A 22,364-nucleotide genomic window follows, 5' to 3' on the forward strand; every position below is an offset into this window, starting at 1 on the left:
ATCCTCAACGCCGCGCCGACAGCTGCTGCGGTGCCAGAAACGCATCGTGAAAATAGTTACGAAACGCCTGCATTGCCGGGCTCAACTCACGCTCGCGGTGCCAGGCCAGGCCGACGCTCATTGGCGTTACCGAGTCGGTGACAGTCAACGTTTCAATACGTTTGCCTTCCAGCGACCAGGGGCGATGTACCAGGTCGGAGAGAATCGCCACGCCGCTGCCGTTGGCGACCATGCTGCGCACTGCTTCCACGGAGCTGGTGCGCACTCTGACATTGGGTCGTTGGCCGGCCAGTTCCCAGTAACGCATTGCACTTTGCTCCGCCTCATCGACGGTCAACAGGATATAGGGCTCTTGTGCCACATCGGCAAGGCTCACGGCGGCGCGTTGGCACAGCGGGTGATGGCTGGACAGCCATAGACGGCGTTCGGAGTTGAACAGCGTCTCCGAGACGATATCCGGGTGAGTGATGTTGGCTGTCAGCACCACTGCCATATCGAAGCGCCCCTCCAACAGACCCTGTTCGATGGCTTGCCTTTCGCGCTCATGAACCTCGATGGCTACATCAGGGTGCCAATGTTCCAGACGTTGCAAGTGGTGAGGCAGAAAGTAGCCAATCACGGTGTAGCTAGCGGCCAGGCGCAATACGCCGCTGGCGCGAATATCGGGTAGCGGGCTGTTCAGCGCGTCATCGACACTGCGCAGGATCACGTAGGCCCGGTTGAGAAAATGTCGACCCGCTTCGGTCAGGCTCATGCCCTGAGCCGAGCGCTGGAACAACAGCGTGCCGAGCATGCTTTCCAGTTCCTTGATGGCCGTGGTCACCGCAGACTGGGAAATGTTCAGGTGAATGGCCGCCTGCGAGATTTGCCCGATCTCGGCCGTTGCCACGAAATAACGAACCTGGCGCAACGTCAGGGACATAAGCACTCCAATCGGCGGGTATCTGTTTTTCAGAAGATGATGTATCTGTAAATAGATCTACCCAAGGGGTGCAAGCGAATCTAACGTGTTTTGCATGAAGCCGGATAGCTTCTTTTCCGGACTGACCCTTAACCCGATAACCCCAGGAGCAAAAGCCATGCAGGTGGATTTCAACTCGGACATGGGTGAAAGCTTCGGCGCGTGGACCATTGGTGATGGTGTAGATAACGAATTGATGGCCTTCATCAGTTCCGCCAACGTCGCTACCGGTTTTCACGCGGGTGACCCCGGCACCATGCGCCGCACCATCGAACAGGCTAAACAGCTGGGCGTTGCCATTGGCGCGCACCCAGGGTTCCGCGATCTGGTCGGCTTCGGGCGGAGGCACATCAACGCGGCGCCGCAGGAGCTGGTCGATGACATGCTCTACCAACTGGGTGCATTACGTGAGCTGGCCCGGGTTCAGGGCGTGGCATTGCAGCATTTCAAACCTCATGGGGCGTTATATATGCACCTCGCCCGGGATGAAGCCGCTGCCCGTCTGCTGGTGGAAAACCTTCAGCGCCTGGAGCCCGAATTACTGCTTTACTGCATGCCCGGTTCGGTTATCTGCAAGATCGCTCAGGAGCTCGGTCAGCCGGTGATTCGCGAGTTCTACGCTGATCGCGACTACGACCTTAGCGGTTCCATCGTCTTCACTCGTAATGTGCGCGCGCATGACCCGGCCGAGGTCGCGGCACGCGTGGTTCGGGCGTGCCAGCAAGGTCTGGTGCGCACCGTCGAGGGCGAGGACCTGAGCATCGAATTCGATTCGATCTGCCTGCACAGCGACACGCCGGGCGCTCTGGCCCTTGCCGAAGCGACCCGCAAGGCGCTGGACGCTGCCGGAATCACGGTACGTAAGCCGCGCTGAGTCAAATGGCATCGTGTGCACAGACACACGAGCCACGTTACTGATATTTGCCTGCCGTTCTACAACAAATTCAACAAGGAACAGACATGGCTGATCCGATTCGCTACAGCTTTGGCGCTGATGAACACCTGTTCGCGGAAGTCAGCGAGAGTATGTCGCTGGAGGCATTTTTCAAAGGGCTGGCGGTGACCCGTGCAGTCGAGCGTCTGGAACTGGACGGTGTACTGGACGTATGCCTGGCCAACGCGTCGTTCCAGATCCGCTTCGACCCAGACCGTATCGCACCGCATGCCTTGCTCGAAGCGGTGAGAGCTGCCGAGGTCGATGCGGTGGCCGAACGTACGCTGCAAACCCGTATCATCGAGATTCCGGTGCTCTACAACGATCCCTGGACCCATGAAACCCTGATGCGTTTTCGTGACCGCCATCAGGACCCGGGTTCGACGGACCTGGAATACGCTGCGCGCATCAATAACCTGGCGGATGTCGATGCCTTCATTGCTGCTCATAGCGGCGCGCCGTGGTTCGTCTCGATGGTCGGTTTTGTGGCCGGTCTGCCGTTCATGTTTCAGATGGTCGAACGCGAGCGCCAACTGCAAGTGCCCAAATACCTTCGGCCACGTACCGATACACCCAAGCTTACGCTAGGTCACGGTGGCTGCTTCGGCTGCATCTATTCGGTGCGCGGAGCGGGTGGCTACCAGATGTTCGGCGTTACGCCCGCTCCGATCTACGATCCGCAGCAGGGGCTGGCTTATCTGAAAGAGCACATGGTGTTTTTCCGGCCAGGCGACATCGTCCAGTTCAAACCGGTTGATCGGGACACCTATGATACGGCCGTTGCAGAGGTTGAAGCCGGACGCTTCGATTTGCGGATTCGTCCGGTCAAGTTTTCCCTGGATGCCTTTCTGGCTGATCCCGCTGGTTATCCCAAGTCGTTGCAGGAGGTGCTGGCATGATCAAGGTGCTCAAACCCGGTCTGGCGACCTCGGTGCAGGATCTTGGCCGCGAAGGCTATTACCACCTGGGCATTCCGCCCTCGGGTGCGCTGGACCAGTATGCGCTCAGCGCTGCCAATCAACTGGTCGGCAACCCACCCGGTGCCGCCGGGCTTGAATGCACATTGCTGGGGCCGGAGCTGGAGTTTCAGTGCGATACATTGGCCGCTGTCTGTGGCGCCCACATGACGGCGCGCCTCGACGGTGTGGAAATGCACCACGACACTGCCTTTGCGGTGAAGGCCGGACAGGTGCTGCGTTTCGACTTCCCCAAGGACGGCGCGCGCACCTATCTGGCGGTTGCCGGGGGGATTGATGTGCCGCTGGTGTTGGGCAGTCGGTCGACTTACACGCTGGGTGCGCTTGGCGGCTTTCAGGGCCGCCGACTGATGGCTGATGATCAGTTGCCGATAGGTATTCCTGGCGGCAAAGGCCGGGCCGGGGCGAGCCTGCCGATGGCTTTGCGACAGTCTTTGGGCGGGGAAGTGTATCTGCGTGTGGTGCCTGGCCTGTATTACGAGCGTCTGACCGAATTCGCAGCCACCAGCTTTTTCTCCGAGTCCTGGAGCGTAGGCTCGGAAGCCGACCGCATCGGTTATCGCTTCAAGGGCGGCAGGGCGTTGACGTTCCAGCCCAGGGAGCAGCCTTTCGGGGCAGGCTCCGATCCATCAAATATCGTCGACAGCTGCTACCCGATCGGCTCGATTCAGGTGCCTGCCGGGCTTGAGCCCATTGTCTTGCACCGTGACGCGGTGTCCGGCGGAGGCTACGCGATGATCGGTACGGTGATCAGTGCCGACCTCGACCTGATCGGTCAGATGCAACCCAACCAGAAAGCGCGATTCGTGGCGGTAACGCTGGAGGAGGCTCTCGAAGCGCGAAAGTCGTACAAAAAGAAGTTGGCGTGCCTGAGCAAACTGTTTCCTTCATAGAAGCGGTCAAAGAGCCTGCAGTTGCTCAAGCATTTTCGTACGGCACACATCGAGTATTTCGTCTGCCAGTAGCGAGTCGTTCGGGCAACTGCGCGATAGCAGCAGCGCGCCCAGTGCATGGGCAAACATATCGATGGTGTTTGCCCGCGCCTGTTTCCATTCGTTGTCGCCAGGAGACGTGCCTGCCGGAGCCAGGGCGGCAAGCATGCTCTCTATGCCCTCGGCAAAGGTTACCTTGACGTCGTCTGACTGACGTGCAGCATCAGCACTGAGTGCGGCTATCGTGCAGCCTGTGCCTGGGGTATCCCGGTGCTCTCTGGACAGGTAGTACTCGATGAACTGCGCAGGATCGACGTCTTTCGATTGCTCCACGGTGCGCGAGATGGCACAGGCAGCCGATTCGGCCATCAGATCGGACTTGGAGCCGAAATGCTTGTAGAACCCGCCGTGGGTAAAACCCGCTGCTGCCATCAAGTCTGCCACCCCGACACCGTCAAAGCCGTGCTCGCGAAACTGGACGGATGCCGTCTCGACAATGTGTGCCCGGTTGGCCTGGGCCTGCGCCTTGGTGACTCTCATGTGAGTTGCCTCTCTTGCCTGCTTGGTTTTTACCCGTCCGGGTTCGGCAGGGCGTGAATATAGCATTGATGCTGACCATCATCAAAATGATTGACAGTTAAGATGCTGATCGTAATCATAACCGCTCAAAGCTGACTGTTAGCTGTCCACCTTGTTTCTCGGCAACAGGATCGCACCATGGGCGATCCTCAATCGGCAGGAGCAAAACCATGAAATACAGAACGTTTGGCAAAACCGGGCTCAATGTTTCGCAACTGGCGCTGGGCACAGGAAACTTCGGCACGGGCTGGGGCTACGGCGCAGACCCGGTTGCCAGCAAGGCAATTTTCAACGCCTATGCAGAGGCGGGTGGCAACTTCATCGATACTGCAGACATATATCAGTTCGGTCAGTCCGAAGAGTTACTCGGTACGCTGCTGGAAGGCCGGCGCGATGATTTCGTGCTGGCGACCAAATTTACCAACGGTGCCTCGGCCAATCCCGGCCGACTGGCCATCGGCAACAATCGCAAGGCAATGGTCAGCTCGGTGGAAGCAAGTCTCAAGCGCTTGAAGACGGATCGCATCGACATTTATTGGGCGCACCATCCAGACGCTGTTACACCCATCGAGGAAATTGTCAGAGGGTTTGAAGATCTGGCGCGTGCAGGGAAAATCCTCTACGCAGGCCTGTCCAATTTCCCTGCATGGCGGCTTGCTCGCGCGGTTACGCTGGCCGAAATCAGCCGTGCATTACCGATTGCAGCCGCTCAGTTCGAACATAGCCTGGTGCATCGCGAGCCTGAGGCTGATCTTTTTCAGGCTTCTTACGCGCTTGGCCTTGGCGTCGTCACCTGGTCACCTCTGGGGGGTGGCATGCTGACCGGTAAATATCGCAAAGGGGAGAGCGGGCGCGCTGAGGGGTTTGGCGGCAAGGTATTCCAGCCTGAGAACTCGGCGCAGCGCACACGGATTCTCGATACTGTTCTGGAGGTTGCCGGTGAGCTTGGCGTAAGCGCGGGTCAGGTTGCCATTGCCTGGGCAGGTTCGCACGGCGCTGTTCCAATCATCGGGCCTCGTTCGCATGAGCAGATTGCCGATAATCTGGGCGCCTTGTCGCTGACACTGACTGACGAACAGATTCAACGCCTGGATGCGGTCAGCAGTCTGGATCCCTCCGCTGGGCCAAGGTCGGCGGCTGATTGGTCGGATGAGACTCGTGCAAGGGGAGTGGCCTGAGTTGTTATTGGCCTGGCTCGGATATTTGTTTATAGCCGCCAAATGAGCGGCTGGAGTCCTTCCAGGCGCAGCGTTGCCGCATGAGCACGGTGCTTGCGTGTCTTGGCAATGGCGGTGATCTTCGCCTTGGCGTTGAAAGTGTTAGCGTATTCCCCGCGTTTTTCTTTGTAATGAGAAAGACCAAAATACTCGCAGTCTTGTCTATCCATCGTCCTTGAGCCACGTAGAGTGATGAACGTCATCACCTTCCGTGCGCACAGCCCGTATTACTGAATACCGATGAGCAGCCTTGGCTGTCCCATCAGGAGAGCACCATGCATCGAAAATCAATTTGCGCAGCACTGGCCATCCTGTCCGCAGCCACACTCACCACCTCACTGGCCTACGGCGCAACCATCACCGGGCTCCCTGCAAGCGCCCCTGCCGACAGGTCGGTAGGCAAGCTTGAACAAGTGCATGCCTTTTACGATGCGATGCCTACCGGTGTGACAGTCACTGAAACCGGGCGAATCTTCGTCAACTTCCCTCGTTGGGGCGACAAGGTGCCTTTTACGGTGGGCGAGATTCGTGACGGCAAAGTGGTTGCCTACCCGGATCTGGCGGTCAACCACGAGAATCCGAAGGACCCCGGCGACGGGCTGATCAGCGTGCAGAGTGTGGTGGCTGACGGCAAAGGACGCGTCTGGCTTCTGGACACTGCCGCACCGCAGTTTGCTGCTCCGCGTCCGGGTGGTGCCAAGCTGGTTGCGGTAGACCTGGCCACCAACCGAATCGTCAAGCGGCTGGTGTTTCCGGATAACGTCATCTTGCCCAGCACTTATGTCAACGACATGCGCTTCGACTTCCGCAAAGGATCGCAGGGGACTGTCTATGTGACTGACTCTTCGGTAAGCGGACCGGGCGCAATCATTGTCATGGACATTGCCAGTGGGCATGCCGTACGTCGCCTGAGCGGCGCGAAGGCGACGTCTGCCGACCCGGATTTCGTGCCCGTGGTCGAGGGCGTACCCGTGCTGGGTGATGGCCCGGACGGATCGCGCAAACCGGTTCACGTAGCCGCAGACGGCATTGCGTTGTCGGCTGATGGCAAGACGCTGTATTTCTCGCCACTGTCCAGCCGCCACCTGTACTCCGTCGCGACCGAGCTGCTGAGCGACAGCGGTGTAAGTGAGCAGCAACTGGCTGCGGCTGTTCAGGACCTCGGTGAAAAGGGCGCTTCCGATGGTCTTGAGGCTGATGCAGACGGTGCTGTGTATGCAGGTGACTATGAGCACAATGCAATTCGCAAACGCCTGCCGAGCGGAAACTGGCAAACCGTGGCGCACGATCCTCGCATGCTGTGGCCTGATACGTTGTCTATCGGTCCGGATGGCTACCTGTATTTCATCGTCAACCAATTGCACCGTCAGGCCGGTTTCAATTCGGGCCACGACAAGCGTGCAAAACCTTATAGCCTGCTACGCGTGAAAGTCGACGCTGCGCCTGCCCCCACTCATTGATCTAATTGAATACCGGAGCATTGATAATGAATACACCTGCAAAGCCGTTGGCCTTGATCGCCGTTCTGAAAGCCGTTGCCGGCAAAGAGTCCGCATTGAAAGAAGCATTATCAGCACTGGTGGAGCCCTCCCGATCAGAGCCGGGCAATATCGAGTACACACTGTTCGAGGCGCGCGATGAGCACGGCACGTTTTACATGCGTGAATGCTTCAATGATCAGGCAGCACTGGATGCGCACGTTGCCACGCCGCATTACCAACAGTTTGCAGCTGCAAGCGGCGAGTGGCTGGCAGAGCCACCGCAGCTGATATTTCTGGATCAGGTGTCTGGCTGATTTGGATAAGGGGCTCCACACGTTCGAGCCCCTGTACGGCTACCCCAAACACGCTCTAACACATGATGGGAACCCCCTCTCAAGAGACAGGTATCATCATCCGTCATTTATCAAGGCAGACAATACCCCGGACATCACTATTATCAGCTGAATGCCTAGTAGTACTGCCAGCCACTTCGGGCCTCTGCGAATAAACCAGTAGGCTGCATTGAGCACTGTCGAGATCAGGTTGGCGAACCACAGCATGGTAATCGCCAGCACTTTCTTAACCTGAAACCAGTCACTTTGCAGGCTCAGAAAAAAGAGGGCGACACCGATGCCGATCACGACAACTGCGATGGACGCAAAACCGATGTACCTGCTTCGATAGAACGAGCTGAAAGGCATGCCCGTCTGGTTTTCCATTACGGGGTAAAGGTCTGCTGGCGTGTCATCGAAGTGTGGATGAGTTGCTTTTAATGGCGTAGCAGGGCCACCGATGACGTCAGGCTTGCCAGGGTCGGTTTCAACAACCATTAAGACATTGGGGCGGTCGTGGTCGGTGGGGGCTTCCGGGATCGTTTTATCCATTGTTTTCGCTTCCTCTGCAAGGTGCAAAGGTTATAACGAATGTTGTGACCAGCACGAGCGCTTGTGCACGCCGTCAACCAACCCTCAGGTAGCAGATACACCCGGTATCTGCCACCCGCCCAGGTTTTAAAAAATATTAATCGGATAGCTGACAATGATCCGGTGCTCATCGGCATCACGCTGACTGGCGAACTCGGTACGAAGTTGTGCATGACGCAGTGCAACGCTGAGGTTTTTCGCCGGGCCGGACTGCACCACGTAACTCAGGGTAACGTTGCGTTCCCATTCCTTCTTGTCGCCGTCGGACGCCTGGATGTTCGAACCGCTTTCATACATGGCCAGGAAGTTCAGCCCGGGAACGCCAAGCCTGGCGAAGTCATAGCCGTAACGGACCTGCCAGGTGCGTTCTCCAGCGCGCTGGAACTTGCCGATCATGGATTCGGTCATGAAGTAGGCGGTTGATCCATCGCCCTGATTCAACCATACCGCGTCGCTGTCGCCGGTCACTGCCTGATAACCGGCAGCAAAGGTATGACCGTTGATGAGGTAGGTGAACTGGGCGCTGGACAGGCGGCTGTCGACTTCACCCTTGGTAACGCCGTTGCCGTAATAACCTACCGTGTAGAACGCCGGATCGTGACCGTTTGCACCGTCCGAGCGGTTGTCGAAGTGGCGCAGGTCGGTGCGCAGGGTGCCCGGGCCGAGTTGCATGTCGTATTTCAGTCCGAGAAAGTTCTGTTTGTAGAAGTTTTCCAGGTTGCCGTAGTAATACTGCAAGGTCAGGTCTTTGGTCGGTTTGTAATCGACGCCTGCGTAGTAGAACTTGTTGACGAATTCGCCGGTCAGCGGGTTGTTGGCACCCGGAATCGACATGCCCATCTGGTTGGTCGAACCGCGGCCCATGACATGTTCCAGCTGGCCTGCGGTGAAAGTGAAGTCCTTCAAGTCGCCAGACTGAATCTGGCCGCCGCGAAAAGTTTGTTGCAGCATGCGATCAGTGGACATGACCACCGGCAGCATCGGCACCAGCGTGCCGTACTTCAACTCGGTTCTTGAAACGCGTGCCTTGAGCGTCGCGCCCAGGCTGCTGAACTCATCGACCGCGCGGCCGTCGCTGTCTGTGGGGAATATGTTGCCGTTGAATGCGGTACTTTGCGGGTTGTAATGGCGGCCCTTGCCCGAGTCCAGGCGGATGCCCAACTGGCCCAGCGCATCGACGCCAAAGCCGACGGTGCCGGGCGTGTAGCCGGACTGGTAGTTGAGCATGAAGCCCTGGCCCCACTCCTGCGTGTAGTTCGGGTCAGCAGCACCGCTGCGATTGTCCGCGTTGCTGAAGAAGTTGCGCGCCAGAATGCTGGCCTTGCTGTCTTCCAGAAAACCTTCGCCAAAGCTCTGCTGCGCGATCAGCAGGCCACAAAAGCCCGCAACGAAAGGGGTGGCGCGATTGATACGCTCCATCGGGTTCATCCTCATGCTGTCATTAAGTGTTGTGAGAGGCAGGGTCGGGCGGCAGTCAGGTTTCTTGTTGTTTTAAGAGGCGTGTTTTGCAGCTGAATCCGTTTCAGGTGTCGTTGTGCGAGGCGCTTGATACAGCGCGACGCGAGGTAAACGGGAAAGAACCACCAGTGCAAGTACGCCCAGTGCGGCGCAGATCAACAGCCCCGTACCGACTGCATGGGCGAGGGCAGTGCGAGCCAGCTGCAACGTGGTGTCGATATCTGTGGGCGTGTGCTGCAGCAGGACCTGAGGGTCGGCCAGACGCGCTATTGCCTGCATCTGGCCTGCCGCTGCCAGCGCATGTTGCAGATTGGCGACGTACAGCAACTTGACCAGCACACCCATGGCCGCGGTGCCCAGCAAGCCGCCAACCAGGCGCAACGATTGAGTGAGTGCTGTGGCGATACCGAGAAACTGCCGCTCGGCAAGCGTCTGGGTGAATACGGTGAGGTTGAGCAGAATGAATCCAAGCCCCAACCCCGCCAGCAAAATCAGTCCCAGCAAGGTCGTGAACCCGGCGTGCAGTCCGACCAGTGCCAAGGCGATGCAGGCAATCGACAGGGCAATGAATCCGCCAATCGGTAACCAGTTGGGGTTTGCCAGACGCGTGACGATGCGACTGTTGACGATTGCGCCCAAAGTGATACTCAGGGCCAGCGGTGTGAGCAGCAGCCCGGCGTCCTGCGGCGAGTAGCCGTAGCTGCCCTGCAACAGCAGAGGCAGGTAAAACAGCAGGGTGAACATGATCGCACCGGCCAGCAGCGACATGATGAACAGCAGGCGGATGCTGCGATTGGCAAACAGCCCGGCGGGCAGCAAGGCGAACGCGCAACGGCGCTCTCTGAACCAAAGTCCGGTCAAGGCAATAACAGTGATAGCGCCGCACAGCAGGCTGATCGCCAGAGAGCGCTGACCGAGCCATTCAACGAACAATTGCAGGCTGCCCAGGCTCAGGACAATCAACACTGCGCCGATCCAGTCGAGCCTGATCGCACCGGCTGTTGGCGGGCGATACCAGGGTAAAAAGCGCCAGGCAAAAAACAACGCAATCACGCCCAGCGGCAGGTTCAGCCAGAACACCGAACGCCAGCCGAACTCGCCGGACAGGTAACCGCCCAACCCTGGGCCGATGGCATTGACCACGCTGAACATCGCACTCAGCAGAACCTGCCAGCGCAGCCGCTGACGGGTGTCGGGAAACAGCTCCGGCACACAGGCAAATGCCGTACCGATCAGCATCCCGCCACCGACGCCTTGCAGGGCCCGGCCAATGACCAGCACCAGCATGCTGTCGGCCAGCGCGCAGACCAGCGAAGCAACGGTGAAAATGACCGTAGCGGCCAGCACGAACGGTTTACGCCCGTAGAAATCGCCCAGTCGGCCAAAGATCGGAATGGTCACAATGGACGCCAGCAGGTAGCCGGTGGCGACCCAGGCATACAGCTCGAAACCATCGAGTTCCGCGACGATGCTTGGCAATGCGTTGCCGATCACTGTCTGGTCGAGTGCGGACAGCATCAGCACCAGGGAAATGCCGAGCATGGCCAGCAGGGCCTGTTTGAAGGTCAGGGCCGGGTGGCTCGGCGTGGTCATGGCCAGGCGCTCAGCGCAACGCAGCGACAGCAGTCGCAATGCGTGTGCAACCGGTTTCAAGGGTTTCGAGGGCCGTCGCCGTAGACATCCGGAAGAACGGTGCCAGGCCATAAGCGGTGCCTGCTACAACCGCAACACCCTGACTTTCCAGCAGGTACAGAACCACATCGGTGTCGGCTTCCAGTACCGAGCCTGACGGGGTGGTTTTGCCGATCAGCGCTGCGCAATTGACGTAGAGATAAAACGCGCCTTGTGGCTGGATGCAACTCAGGCCGTCAATTGCGTTGATCAACTCCAGGCAGCGGTCGCGGCGCTGTTTGTAGACCTTGACGCTCTCGCCGACAAACGACTGGTCGCCATTGAGGGCCGCCACTGCGGCGGCCTGGCTCACCGAGCAGGCGTTGCTGGTGGATTGCGATTGCAGGGTAGCCATCGCGTTGATGATATCGCTGGGGCCTGCGGCATAGCCGATGCGCCAACCGGTCATGGCGTAGGTTTTTGATACACCATTGATGATCAGCACACGCTCGCGCAGGGCGGGTTCGACAGTCAGCAGATGGCTGAGCGGGGTGTCGTCATAGCGAATGTGTTCGTAAATATCATCGGTCATGACCAGCACGTCCGGGTAGTCGAGCAGCACGTCAGCCAGTGCCCGCCATTCAGTTGCGCTGTAGGTCGCGCCGGTCGGATTGCTCGGCGAATTGAGCAGCAGCCAGCGGGTACGCGGCGTGATTGCGTGGCGTAGTTGCTCGGCGGTGAGCTTGAACTGATTGTCTTCGGGGCACGGTAAGGTCACCGGGCGACCATCGCAGGCCAGCACCATGTCCGGGTACGACACCCAGTACGGTGCGGGGATCAGCACTTCGTCGTCAATGCCCAGCGTCGCTGCGAAGGCATTGAAGATCGCAGCCTTGGCACCGCTGGTGACTACGATCTGGCCGGGGGCGTAGCTCAGGCCGTTTTCGCGCTGGAGTTTGGCGGCAATCGCGTCGCGCAGCGCTGCAGTACCCGCATTGAGCGTGTAGCGGGTTTCACCGTTTTCGATGGCGGCAGAGGCGGCCTGACGAATGTGGGCAGGCGTATCGAAGTCGGGTTCGCCAACCACCAGATTGATGATCGACTTCCCTGCGCGCCGCAGTTCATTGGCCCGATCGGCAGCAGCGCTGCTGGGCGATGGTTTGATGCGGAGCACGCGGGCAGCGATGCGAGATGCGGTCACGTTGGCATTCCTCGTTGATGGCCTTGACGGGGAATACGTTACGAGCCTGCTGACGGCAGGCCATAAGACGAGTTTGTTCTGGGTTGATAGGCAGCGCTTATGACCGCAGATGAACCAATGCTGCACCAAAAGCGGGCGAGCAATGCCTGCGGGGGCATCCATGCGTTGCAATCACGCTCGGCAGTTGCTGACATAGCAATTGCTTATGTCTGGTTTTTTCAGAGCTGGCCTGTGTCTTGCTGAGGCATCGGGGTCGTGACTCTGGAGTGCAACACCTTGAACCTTCGCCGCTTGAAATACTTTGTGAAAATTGTCGACATCGGCAGCCTGACCCAAGCCGCCGATGTACTGCACATCGCACAACCTGCGTTAAGCCAGCAATTGGTGACGCTGGAAGCCGAGTTGCAGCAGCAGTTGCTGATCCGCACCAAGCGCGGCGTTACCCCGACCGAGGCGGGCAAGGTTTTGTATGGCCATGCTCAGGTCATACTGCGTCAGTGTGAGCAGGCGCAAAGTGATGTCAACGCCAGCGGCCTGGCGTTGTCGGGGCCGGTGTCGGTAGGGCTGGCCCCGGGCACTGCTGCGTCAACCTTGTCGCTGCCGTTGCTGAAACGGGTGCGCGAGCGTCATCCGGGTATCCTGCTGTACCTCAACGAGAACTTTGGCACCACGCTGAGCGAGCTGATCATGAACGGGCGCATGGACATGGCCGTTCTTTATGGCGGACGTGAGGTGCATGGCCTCAGTTTTGTGCCGTTGATTCGCGAGCAACTGTATCTGGTCAGCGCCCAGGACACGCTTCAGGGCTGCGAGGAAATAGCCCTCGCCGAGCTGGCCGATATCGACCTGCTGTTGCCGCGCACCTACAACACCATCCGCCGTCTGGTGGACGAGGCGTTTGTGCGCATCGAGCGCAGTGCCCGGGTGGTGGCAGAAGTCGAGTCATCGACGACTCTGGCCGCCGCAGTAGCGGATCGATTCGGCTCGACCATTCTTCCCGAGTCTGCTGCGCGGGTGCTGGCCGATACGCATGCGGTCAATCTGAGCCGGATCGTCGAACCCGAGATCGAAGCGCCGCTGGCCCTGTGCCTGTCAGGCCACTTGCCGCTTTCGGTTCCGGCCCAGGCGGTCAAGGCCATCCTACTGGAACTGGTCGCAGAGATGCGCGGCAATCGCCGTACAGAGTAACCCCGGCGTCATAAGGGGCGCTTATCACCCCACAGTCAAACCGTCTTGGCGGTCAAAGATCGCTCTCGTTACATTGCCCTCAGCCACATTTCTTTTGCCAGGCAAGGGCTCTTGCATGAAACCGGAACGTATCAAAGCACTTATCGACCTGATGGCCGAATCGGACCTGAGTGAACTCAGCCTGTCTGAAGGCGATACGCAGTTGCGTTTGCTGCGTGAGTCGGTCGAGGCCGCCAGCGGCGTCAGTCCATCTGCATCAACGTCGCTGAAAGCGCCTGCAACCGACGCTGCTGCTTCCTCTCAGGCAAGTGCAACTGCCAATGCGCAAGAGGCTCAGGCCTGCGCCTCGCTGTATGGGGTCTTGCATTTGACCCCGGCGCCCGACCAGCCGCCCTTTGTTGAAGTCGGCACGTCAGTCGACGTGGGGCAGACCCTGGCAGTGGTTGAAGCCATGAAGATGTTTCATCCGGTGACGGCTGAAAAGGCAGGGGTCGTGACCGCCATTCTGGTTGCCAACGGCGAAGAGGTTCAGGCCGGACAAGCGCTGTTCAGCATCGGTTGAAGGTCTTGGGTGGCCGTGCGGCTGCCTTCCGGGTTCACAGATCAGGGGTTTTTGATGTTCGATAAAGTGTTGATCGCCAACCGCGGCGAAATTGCCCTGCGCATCCAGCGCGCCTGCAAAGGCCTGGGCCTGAGCACGGTTGCGGTCTATTCCGAAGCGGATCGCGATGCCAGCTATGTACGCCAGGCCGATGAGTCACTGTGCATAGGCCCGGCCGCGCCGGGGCAGAGTTATCTGAATCAGGCTGCCGTGCTTTACGCTGCGCAGTTGACCGGTGCTCAGGCGATCCATCCCGGTTACGGGTTTCTGTCTGAAAACGCCGCGTTCGCCGAGCGCATCGAACAGGCTGGCCTGACCTTCATCGGCCCCAGTGCCGCCTGCATCCGGGTGATGGGCGACAAGGTCGCGGCCAAGCGAGCAATGCGTGAGGCCGGTGTGCCGTGCGTGCCAGGTCCGGACACCAGCATGCCTGCCGATCCGCAAGGCATCCTGAAAATTGCCCGTGACATCGGTTACCCGGTCATCGTCAAGGCCGCTGGCGGTGGCGGCGGGCGGGGCATGCGCGTGGTTCAGGAAGAGCAGCAATTGCTTGATGCAATTGCGCTGACCAGCGAAGAAGCCCGCCGGGCCTTCGGCAATCCCGAGTTGTATATCGAGAAGTTTCTGGGCCAGCCGCGCCATGTCGAGATTCAGGTGCTGTGCGATGCCTATGGCAATGCCGTCTGGCTTGGCTCGCGGGATTGCTCGATGCAGCGCCGCCACCAGAAGGTGCTTGAAGAGGCTCCTGCACCGGGCATCGACCCGGAATTGATGGCCAGGGTGGGCGAACGTTGCGCACTGGCCTGCTGGCAGATCGGTTACCAGGGCGTAGGCACGTTCGAATTCCTGTTTGAAAACGATGAGTTCTATTTCATCGAAATGAATACTCGCCTGCAGGTCGAGCACCCGGTCACGGAAATGACTTCCGGCATCGACATCGTTCAGCAGCAGATTCGCATGGCGATGGGTGAGCGCCTGAGTTTCAGCCAGGCCGACGTCAGCGTGTCGGGCCATTCTCTGGAATGCCGGATCAACGCCGAGGACCCGCGCAGCTTCATGCCTACGCCGGGGCAAGTCACCCGCTGGGAGATTCCTGGTGGTTTTGGCGTACGGGTCGACTCGCATGTGAGCCACGGTTATCGCGTTCCGCCTTATTACGATTCGATGGTGGCGAAGGTCATCACTCACGGTGCCAGTCGCGATGAGGCCTTGGCACGTATGCGCCTGGCGCTGAGCGAAATGCACGTTGAGGGAATCTCTACCAACATCGCGCTGCATCGCGACATTTTGCAGGACCCGGTGTTCTGCAAGGGTGGCATGGACATTCACCACCTGGAGCGCTGGTTACAGACAAGGAGCCACCCATGACCCTCCAGCAGTTGCCGCCACGAATCACTTTGCTGGGAACCACCGCCTTGCTGTTCGAAGCACCCGGCGAGCTTGAGCTGGCAGCGCAGCAACGCATATGGGCGCTGGCCAGCCTGAGCAAGGACTGGCCGCAGGTGCGCGAATCGGTGCCGGGCATGAACAACCTGATGCTGACCTTCGCAGCGCCGCCACGCGACCTGACCGGCTTGAAAACCCGCTTGCTGGAGGCCTGGGAGCAATGCCAGCCGCTGCCGTTGCAAGGCCGGATCATCGAGTTGCCGGTGGTGTATGGCGGTGACGGCGGACCGCACATGGCCGATGTCATCGCCCATACCGGACTGGATATCGAGACCATCGCCAATCTGCACTGCGAACCGCTTTACCCGGTGTACGCCTTGGGCAGCCACCCCGGTTATTGCTATCTGGGCGGCATGGATCAGCGTCTGGCGACGCCTCGGCGCAAAGTGCCGGTACTCGATATCGGTGCCGGCTCGGTTTCCATCGGCGGCGTGCAGACGGGTATCTCCGCTTCGGCCGGCCCCAGTGGCTGGAACACGATAGGGCGCACGGAAATGGTGTTTTTCGACGCTGATCAGAACCCTCCGGCGCTGATGCAGCCCGGCGATCAACTGCGCTTGCGTATCGAGAGGATCATTCGATGATCGAAGTTATCAGCGCCACCGCACTGGCGACGGTCCAGGATCTGGGTCGGCATGGCAGCCTGGGCTACGGCGTCGGCACCTCCGGCGCAATGGACACGCTGTCGTTGCAGCTCGGCAATTTGTTGCTGGGCAACGACGAAGACGCGGCAGGCATCGAGATTCCACTGTTCCCGTTCGAAGTGCGTTTTGTCGAGGACTGCACTTTTGCTATCACCGGTGCTGCCTGTTCTGCACGGCTGGATGGCGAGCGACTGCCGGGTAACTGGGTCGCTCAGGCGCGCAAGAATCAGGTGTTGAAGCTGAGTTACCCAACGACGGGCAGTCGCGCCTATTTATGCCTTGCGGGCGGTGTGGATGTGCCGCAGGTTCTGGGCTCGCGCAGCACGCAATTGCGCGGTGCATTTGGTGGCTGGCAGGGCCGCGCCTTGCAGCAGGGCGATCTGATTCCCGCCGGTGCGGCTAATCAACCGCGCGCTGGTGATTTTGGTCTGCAATCTGCTGCGGCGGCCTTGCCGTTGATTATCGATGAGCTACCGGCCATACGCGTACTGCCTGCCGCCGAGTTCGACTGCTTCAGCGTTGAAGCCCAACAAACATTCTTTGCCGGCGAATGGAAAATCACCACGCAAAGCAATCGCTATGGTTATCGCATGGAAGGTACGCCCCTATTGCCAAGGGAGGCGCTGGAAATTCGCTCTCACGGCATTGTGCCCGGGGTGATTCAGGTGCCCCACGGCGGCCAGCCGATTGTGCAAATGCGCGATGCCCAGCCCAGCGGCGGCTATCCAAAGTTTGCGACGGTTATCGAAGCCGACCTATGGCGTCTCGGTCAGGCCCCCATCGGCAGCAAGGTGCGCTTCGTGCAATGCAGCTACGAGGAGGCCGTCGAGGCACTGGACACCAATCACGCCTTCATCGAAGACGCCCGGCGCTTGCTTGCGCTGCGCGGCCTGCAAGGACATCGCTGATGAACATCAATGAAATTCGCCAACTGGCAGGCTGGATTCGTGATGCCGGGCTCACGGTTCTTGAACTGAAACGACCAGGGTTCGAGTTGTTGATCCGACGCGGAGTACGTGCGGATAACCCTGCATCGCGACCTGACGTGGACGTCGCAGTCGAACAGTCGCCAGCCACTGCGCTTGTAATAGCTGCGGATAACCCCGGCGTTTTTGTATCGAGACACCCCGACGAAAAAAACAGCTACGTAAAACCCGGCGACACCGTTGCAGTCGGGCAGTTGCTGGGCCTGTTGCGCATCGGCCTGCTTTATCTGCCGGTGCGCAGCCAGCAGGCAGGGCGTGTGACGCGTTTTCTGGCTGCCGAGCATGAACGGGTCGGTTACGGCCAGCCGCTGATTGAACTGGAGGAGTGACACGATGCGCATCGATCTGAACGCTGATCTGGGTGAGGGCTTCGGCCCCTGGACCATGGGTGAGGATGAGGCACTGATGCAACTGATCTCCTCGGCCAACGTGGCCTGTGGTTTTCATGCCGGTGATCCATTGATAATGAACAACACCGTGCACCGCGCCAAAGCGCTGGGCATCGATCTCGGCGCACATGTCGGTTTTCCTGATCTGCAGGGGTTCGGGCGGCGCAGAATGAACATCGAACTCAACGAGTTGTGCAGCATGGTGGTGTATCAGCTGGGCGCTCTGGCAGGCATTGCAGCCGCTGCCGGTTACCGCGTGACGCACATGAGCTTCCACGGCGCGCTGGGTAATATGGCCGCGGCCGATGCCGAACTGGCCAGGCCGCTGGTCAAGGCGGTCGCCAGTTTCGATGCGCAGATGATCATCAGTTCATCCAGCAGCGCGGCCATCGAACAGGCCGCCGAAGCGTGCGGCCTGAGAGTCGCGACCACGTTTCTGGCCGACCGTGCCTACGACGAAAACTGCCTGCTGGTGCCGCGTGGCATTGCCGGGGCGGTGGTCAAGGACCCGCAGCAGGTTCGCGCCAGGGTTGCGCAACTGTTGCAGGACGGTACGGTTACGACCCTGAGCGGCAAGCGCGTGGCGGTCAATGCCCAATCGATCCTGTTGCATGGCGACACGCCGGGCGCCGTGGAGCTGGCGCGCAGCATTCGCCAGAGCATCGAAGAGCAGGGCGGTGTCATCACCCCGGTTTCACAGCTGCTCGGGTCATAAGCGCAGCTTATTGCCACACAACCATTGTGTCTTGGTCGCTGCCCATGACGCTCGTTAAAGTCCAGTACAAGGCGATCAGCATTAACAGCCAAGCGGCTGATCGACGCTTATTCAAGGAAACCCCGACATGCCTTTTTCCGATTACAAAACTGCGCTGGTGACCGGCGCTTCTTCCGGCATTGGCGAAGCCGTCGTCGAACGGCTGTGTGCCGAAGGTCTGCAGGTTCATGCGCTGGCGCGCAGTGCAGACAAGCTGGCGGCACTGGCGCAGCGCACCGGCTGCATCGCACATGCTATCGACGTGACTGATCTGGCCGGTCTGACGGCACTGTTCCAGGCCCATCAGTTCGATGTTGTGGTCAACAATGCCGGAGTCGACCGGCCCGGTTCGCTGCTCAAGGCCGACGCAGAAGGGATTGATCTGCTGGTCGATGTGAACCTGCGCGCGGTATTGCAGATCGCCAGGCTTTCGTTGCCGGGTATGGTCGAGCGTGACAGCGGGCACATCATCAACATCAGCTCGATTGCCGCCGCCTACAACTTCGGCGGCAACTCGACGTACCACGCCACCAAGGCTGCCGTGAGCATGCTTTCTCGCCAGCTACGTATCGATGCGTTCGGCAAGCGCGTGCGGGTGACGGAAATCTGCCCCGGGCGTGTGGCCACGGACATTTTTGCCCATGTGCATGGCGATTCCGAGGAAGTGCGCAAACGCTTCATCGAGGGCTATGAGCTGCCTGTGGCCAAGGACATTGCCGATGCAATCGCCTACGTGATCGCTGCGCCCATCGCGGTCAACATTGGCCATATGGAAATCACCCCGACGCTACAGGTACCCGGCGGGCTGTCGACCGCGCGCCCGCAGGACTATGAAGGCTGAGGCTGCGCCTCGCTGCAAGCGCTGTACCCATCACGAGAGCGGCACCAGCCGCCATGCGACACCCGCGCCAGTACCCCTGGCGCCTTGCTTCTGCCCTGGCTGAATGTCAATGGGAACAACCATGACGAGTAAATTCGATCTTTCGGCGATCCTGCAGGGCGAGTATGCCGAGCTGATCGTCAAGGGCATAGAGACAACCCTGCAACTGGCGTTCGTTGCCTGGTGCATGGCAATGGCCGTGGCCCTGCTGCTGGTGTCGATTCGCCTGACCGGCAACAAATACGCCGAGCGTCTGGTGGCGGGCTATGTGTCCTACCACCGCAACGTGCCGACACTGGTGCAACTGATGCTCTGGTATTTCGGTATTCCGACGTTGCTCACCGAAAGCACGCAGCTCTGGCTGGCCAACTACAGCACCGAGTACCTGTTTTCGGTGATCGCGCTGGGCCTTTGCCAGGCGGCTTACTTCAGTGAAGACATTCGCAGCGGGTTACGCGCGATTCCAGCCGGGCAAGTCGAAGCATCGCGCGCATTGGGCCTGGGTTATGTGCGTTCGATGCGTTACGTGATCCTGCCGCAAGGCGTTCGCAACTGCCTGCCGTCATTGATCAATCACACGGTGCTGCTGTTCAAGAACACCAGCCTGGTCATGGCCATCGGCGTCGTCGAGCTGACCTATGCCACTCGCGAGGTCGAGAACTACACCTTTCGCACCTTCGAGGCGTACCTGGTCGCAACTGTGGTCTACCTGGCCATTTCACTGATGCTGATGGGCCTGGGTGCGTTGCTGGCCCGGCATTTCAGCAAAGCCATGGCGAGGTAGGCGGCGATGTTCGATGTGTTCACGATTGTTCGCGATAACTGGACCTTGCTGCTGGTCGGCCAATACCCTCACGGCCCGATGGGCGGGCTGGTTTCAACGCTGATTCTGGCTGCGCTGGCGCTTTTGCTGGCGTTCCCGCTAGGGCTGCTACTGTCGCTGGCACGGGTCTCGCCGTGGCGCTGGCTGCGTTACCCGGCCACGGTCTGGGTCTATGTGATGCGCGGCATTCCGCTGCTGATGGTGATTTTCTGGACTTACTTCCTGGTCCCGCTGCTGATCGGTCATAACATCACCGGCTTCACCACCATGCTCTGCACGCTGGTGGTCTATCAGAGCGCCTACCTGTGCGAAATCATCCGCGGTGCCATTCAGGCGCTGCCGGCTGGTCAGTACGAAGCGTCACGCGCGCTGGGCATCGGCTACATGCGCACCACGGTCTGGGTGATTCTGCCGCAAGCGCTGTACAACGCATTGCCAAGCCTGATCAGCCAGTTCATTTCGATCATCAAGGAAACGTCGCTGGGCTACGTGATCAACGTCCAGGAAGTGACCTTCGCCGCCAATCAGATCAACAACCAGCTGCTGACCAAGCCGTTTCAGGTGTTCTTCATTCTGGCGATCACCTACTACGTGCTGTGCTACGGCCTGACCCGGCTGGCCGCAGTGGTGGAACGCCGGATTGCCCGCAAACGGGAGGGCAGCGTGTCGCCTGCACCTGTTCCCCGGCCTTTGACTACCGATAATTGAGGGTTGCCCAATGCATCCGATGATCATGTTTTCCAGGATCAATAAGTGGTATGGCGAGTACCAGGCCCTGACCGATATCACCGCTGAAGTGCAGCGCGGCGAAGTGGTGGTGCTGTGCGGGCCCTCGGGCTCGGGCAAGTCGACACTGATCCGCACCGTCAACCGTCTTGAAGATGTTCAGCAGGGCCAGATTCTGTTTGACGGCCACGACGTGAACGGCACCGACGCCAACGTCAATCGTTTGCGCAGTCGGGTGGGTTTTGTATTCCAGAGCTTCAATCTGTTCCCGCATCTGTCGGTGCTAGACAACATCATCCTGACCCCGACCAAAGTGCGCGGCCTGAAAAACAGTGAGGCTCGCGCCAGGGCCATGGAACTGCTGGATCGGGTGGGGCTGGCACACAAGGCCGGCGCTTACCCGGCGCAGTTGTCCGGCGGCCAGCAGCAGCGCGTGGCGATTGCCCGGGCGCTGGCTATGGAACCGCCCGTGATGCTCTTTGACGAGCCCACCAGCGCACTCGACCCGGAAATGGTCGGCGAGGTGCTCAGCGTCATGAAAGGCCTGGCCAAAGAGGGCATGACCATGATGTGCGTCACCCACGAGATGAATTTTGCCCGTGAAGTGGCCGATACCATCTGGTTCATGGATGCGGGGCAGATCCTTGAAAAATCCAGTCCTGAGGCTTTCTTTCAGCAGCCGGACCACCCGCGTGCCCAACGCTTCATTTCCGACCTGCGCAGCCATTGAGCACAGGCCCCTGTTTCAGCAATCCCTCCATTTATTTCCAGGAGTCTCACCATGCGTATGAAGTCTTTGCTGGTTGCACTGGCATTGTCGCCATTGGCTGTTTCGGTTGCTCACGCTGATCAGCTCAGTGATGTGATGAGCAAGAAAAGCCTGAGTTGCGGCGTCTATGCTGACGTCCCGCCGTTTTCGGCACCGGACCCGAAAACCCGTGAACTGGTAGGCATGGACGTCGACCTCTGCAAGGCGCTGGCCAAACATATGGGCGTCGAGCTGGAGCTCAAGCCGCTGTCGGTCGAAGCGCGCATTCCTGAAGTCAAAATGGGCCGCGTTGACGTGATTTTTGCCAACCTGGCCTACACCAAGAGCCGCGCCGACCAGATCCAGTTCAGCGATCCGTACTACATCGCCAAGGAAACGCTGGTAGTGCGCGCCGCCAATGCCGATCAACCGAAATCCTTTTTCAAAGGCAAACGCATCAGCTCGACCAAAGGCTCTACGTCCGAGCAGTCGATTCGGCTGGCTGATGCCACGCCTGTGACCTTCCAGGACACCGGTTCTGCCTACATGGCGCTGCAACAGAACAAGGTGGTGGGCCTGGTGACCAACACCATGACCGCGATCAAGCTGGTCGGGCAGGCCAAGGCCAGTGGTGTGGAGCTGGCAATCGCCAAGGAGCCGATGGCGCTGGAGCCTATCGGTGCCGGTATGCGTCAGGGCGAGCCGGCATTTCTGGCCAAGGTCAACGAATCGCTGCGTGCTATGGAAGCAGCAGGTGAAATCGACGCGATCTGGGCGCAGTGGATCGGCCCGAATACCGAATACAAAATGGTTCGTGAAGACAAGGTGCAAAGCCTCAGTGAATTGAAGTTCGACCCGCTGCCTTGATCAAATCTTGATATTTCCTTGAGGGTTTATTGATAGTC

At 59.4% G+C, this 22,364-nt stretch carries 25 protein-coding genes; 18 read left to right on the forward strand and 7 right to left on the reverse strand.

Annotation, left to right across the window (positions count from 1 at the left end):
• Nucleotides 1-4 precede the first annotated feature (4 nt).
• A complete protein-coding gene (locus tag RYA97_RS06675; RefSeq protein WP_005731822.1) occupies nucleotides 5-922 on the reverse strand; it encodes a LysR family transcriptional regulator in 918 nt (305 codons plus the stop codon).
• A gap of 157 nt (nucleotides 923-1,079) precedes the next feature.
• Here RYA97_RS06675 and RYA97_RS06680 point away from each other — a divergent pair, with 157 nt between their 5' ends.
• From RYA97_RS06680 to RYA97_RS06690, 3 genes are all read left to right on the forward strand, one after another.
• Nucleotides 1,080-1,835, forward strand: coding sequence for a 5-oxoprolinase subunit PxpA (locus tag RYA97_RS06680; RefSeq protein ID WP_002553461.1), 756 nt, complete (start codon nucleotides 1,080-1,082; stop codon nucleotides 1,833-1,835).
• 86 nt (nucleotides 1,836-1,921) lie between these two features.
• Nucleotides 1,922-2,794, forward strand: a complete 873-nt coding sequence (locus RYA97_RS06685; protein WP_004665338.1) for a 5-oxoprolinase subunit B family protein — start codon at nucleotides 1,922-1,924, stop codon at nucleotides 2,792-2,794.
• On the forward strand, nucleotides 2,791-3,765 hold the full coding sequence (locus tag RYA97_RS06690; protein WP_002553463.1) for a biotin-dependent carboxyltransferase family protein: 975 nt from the start codon (nucleotides 2,791-2,793) through the stop codon (nucleotides 3,763-3,765). Before RYA97_RS06685 ends, RYA97_RS06690 begins: the two co-directional genes overlap by 4 nt.
• Nucleotides 3,766-3,771: 6 nt before the next feature.
• Here RYA97_RS06690 and RYA97_RS06695 read toward each other — a convergent pair whose 3' ends face one another.
• Nucleotides 3,772-4,344: a TetR/AcrR family transcriptional regulator gene (locus RYA97_RS06695; RefSeq protein WP_316886006.1), complete on the reverse strand. Its 573-nt coding sequence runs from the start codon at nucleotides 4,342-4,344 to the stop codon at nucleotides 3,772-3,774.
• Nucleotides 4,345-4,553: 209 nt separating this feature from the next.
• On the opposite strand from RYA97_RS06695, the gene RYA97_RS06700 reads away from it, so the two are divergent.
• Nucleotides 4,554-5,561 (forward strand): aldo/keto reductase, encoded by a 1,008-nt coding sequence (locus RYA97_RS06700; protein ID WP_054079142.1) that lies wholly within the window; start codon nucleotides 4,554-4,556, stop codon nucleotides 5,559-5,561.
• 29 nt (nucleotides 5,562-5,590) lie between these two features.
• On the opposite strand, the gene RYA97_RS06705 is transcribed toward RYA97_RS06700, so the two are convergent.
• Entirely contained in the window at nucleotides 5,591-5,803 is a 213-nt protein-coding gene (locus tag RYA97_RS06705; RefSeq protein WP_316886009.1) for a hypothetical protein, read from the reverse strand.
• A 72-nt stretch (nucleotides 5,804-5,875) separates the two neighbouring features.
• Here RYA97_RS06705 and RYA97_RS06710 point away from each other — a divergent pair, with 72 nt between their 5' ends.
• Both RYA97_RS06710 and RYA97_RS06715 read left to right on the forward strand, forming a co-directional pair.
• Nucleotides 5,876-7,060 (forward strand): L-dopachrome tautomerase-related protein, encoded by a 1,185-nt coding sequence (locus tag RYA97_RS06710; RefSeq protein ID WP_316886011.1) that lies wholly within the window; start codon nucleotides 5,876-5,878, stop codon nucleotides 7,058-7,060.
• A 26-nt stretch (nucleotides 7,061-7,086) separates the two neighbouring features.
• On the forward strand, nucleotides 7,087-7,395 hold the full coding sequence (locus RYA97_RS06715; RefSeq protein ID WP_316886019.1) for a putative quinol monooxygenase: 309 nt from the start codon (nucleotides 7,087-7,089) through the stop codon (nucleotides 7,393-7,395).
• Nucleotides 7,396-7,491: 96 nt separating this feature from the next.
• Here RYA97_RS06715 and RYA97_RS06720 read toward each other — a convergent pair whose 3' ends face one another.
• The 4 genes from RYA97_RS06720 to RYA97_RS06735 form a co-directional block, all read right to left on the reverse strand.
• Nucleotides 7,492-7,965 carry a hypothetical protein gene (locus RYA97_RS06720; protein ID WP_016981675.1) on the reverse strand — a complete coding sequence of 158 codons (474 nt, stop codon included), beginning with the start codon at nucleotides 7,963-7,965 and terminating at the stop codon, nucleotides 7,492-7,494.
• A gap of 126 nt (nucleotides 7,966-8,091) precedes the next feature.
• Nucleotides 8,092-9,423, reverse strand: a complete 1,332-nt coding sequence (locus RYA97_RS06725; protein WP_316886024.1) for an OprD family porin — start codon at nucleotides 9,421-9,423, stop codon at nucleotides 8,092-8,094.
• Between the two features lie 72 nt (nucleotides 9,424-9,495).
• Nucleotides 9,496-11,094 carry an MFS transporter gene (locus RYA97_RS06730; RefSeq protein WP_316886138.1) on the reverse strand — a complete coding sequence of 533 codons (1,599 nt, stop codon included), beginning with the start codon at nucleotides 11,092-11,094 and terminating at the stop codon, nucleotides 9,496-9,498.
• A complete protein-coding gene (locus RYA97_RS06735) occupies nucleotides 11,066-12,274 on the reverse strand; it encodes an aspartate transaminase (protein ID WP_044318788.1) in 1,209 nt (402 codons plus the stop codon). The genes RYA97_RS06730 and RYA97_RS06735 overlap by 29 nt, the downstream gene beginning before the upstream one ends.
• A 276-nt stretch (nucleotides 12,275-12,550) precedes the next feature.
• On the opposite strand from RYA97_RS06735, the gene nac reads away from it, so the two are divergent.
• The 12 genes from nac to RYA97_RS06795 all read left to right on the forward strand — a co-directional run bounded on the left by nac (nucleotide 12,551) and on the right by RYA97_RS06795 (nucleotide 22,326).
• Complete coding sequence (nac, locus tag RYA97_RS06740) at nucleotides 12,551-13,462, forward strand: nitrogen assimilation transcriptional regulator NAC (RefSeq protein ID WP_010207353.1); 912 nt, start codon at nucleotides 12,551-12,553, stop codon at nucleotides 13,460-13,462.
• 115 nt (nucleotides 13,463-13,577) lie between these two features.
• A complete protein-coding gene (locus RYA97_RS06745; RefSeq protein ID WP_002553473.1) occupies nucleotides 13,578-14,024 on the forward strand; it encodes an acetyl-CoA carboxylase biotin carboxyl carrier protein in 447 nt (148 codons plus the stop codon).
• 54 nt (nucleotides 14,025-14,078) lie between these two features.
• Nucleotides 14,079-15,431: an acetyl-CoA carboxylase biotin carboxylase subunit gene (accC, locus tag RYA97_RS06750; RefSeq protein WP_316892016.1), complete on the forward strand. Its 1,353-nt coding sequence runs from the start codon at nucleotides 14,079-14,081 to the stop codon at nucleotides 15,429-15,431.
• A complete protein-coding gene (gene pxpB, locus RYA97_RS06755) occupies nucleotides 15,428-16,093 on the forward strand; it encodes a 5-oxoprolinase subunit PxpB (RefSeq protein WP_005731840.1) in 666 nt (221 codons plus the stop codon). The genes accC and pxpB overlap by 4 nt, the downstream gene beginning before the upstream one ends.
• A complete protein-coding gene (locus RYA97_RS06760; protein ID WP_002553476.1) occupies nucleotides 16,090-17,061 on the forward strand; it encodes a biotin-dependent carboxyltransferase family protein in 972 nt (323 codons plus the stop codon). The genes pxpB and RYA97_RS06760 overlap by 4 nt, the downstream gene beginning before the upstream one ends.
• Entirely contained in the window at nucleotides 17,061-17,468 is a 408-nt protein-coding gene (locus tag RYA97_RS06765; RefSeq protein ID WP_316892017.1) for a biotin/lipoyl-containing protein, read from the forward strand. The genes RYA97_RS06760 and RYA97_RS06765 overlap by 1 nt, the downstream gene beginning before the upstream one ends.
• Nucleotides 17,469-17,472: 4 nt before the next feature.
• A complete protein-coding gene (locus RYA97_RS06770) occupies nucleotides 17,473-18,243 on the forward strand; it encodes a 5-oxoprolinase subunit PxpA (RefSeq protein WP_316892018.1) in 771 nt (256 codons plus the stop codon).
• A 127-nt stretch (nucleotides 18,244-18,370) separates the two neighbouring features.
• A complete protein-coding gene (locus RYA97_RS06775) occupies nucleotides 18,371-19,123 on the forward strand; it encodes an SDR family oxidoreductase (RefSeq protein ID WP_005731845.1) in 753 nt (250 codons plus the stop codon).
• 121 nt (nucleotides 19,124-19,244) lie between these two features.
• Nucleotides 19,245-19,946: an amino acid ABC transporter permease gene (locus RYA97_RS06780; RefSeq protein WP_002553479.1), complete on the forward strand. Its 702-nt coding sequence runs from the start codon at nucleotides 19,245-19,247 to the stop codon at nucleotides 19,944-19,946.
• Nucleotides 19,947-19,952: 6 nt separating this feature from the next.
• A complete protein-coding gene (locus tag RYA97_RS06785; protein WP_316892019.1) occupies nucleotides 19,953-20,693 on the forward strand; it encodes an amino acid ABC transporter permease in 741 nt (246 codons plus the stop codon).
• Nucleotides 20,694-20,712: 19 nt separating this feature from the next.
• On the forward strand, nucleotides 20,713-21,441 hold the full coding sequence (locus RYA97_RS06790; RefSeq protein WP_005731847.1) for an amino acid ABC transporter ATP-binding protein: 729 nt from the start codon (nucleotides 20,713-20,715) through the stop codon (nucleotides 21,439-21,441).
• Nucleotides 21,442-21,492: 51 nt separating this feature from the next.
• The gene (locus RYA97_RS06795; RefSeq protein ID WP_002553482.1) at nucleotides 21,493-22,326 is read left to right on the forward strand and encodes an ABC transporter substrate-binding protein; all 834 of its coding nucleotides are present in this window, start codon (nucleotides 21,493-21,495) and stop codon (nucleotides 22,324-22,326) included.
• Nucleotides 22,327-22,364: the final 38 nt, after the last annotated feature.

The sequence above is a fragment of the Pseudomonas syringae group sp. 26L6 genome (assembly GCF_032587815.1).
Classification (GTDB): Bacteria; Pseudomonadota; Gammaproteobacteria; order Pseudomonadales; family Pseudomonadaceae; genus Aquipseudomonas; species Aquipseudomonas amygdali.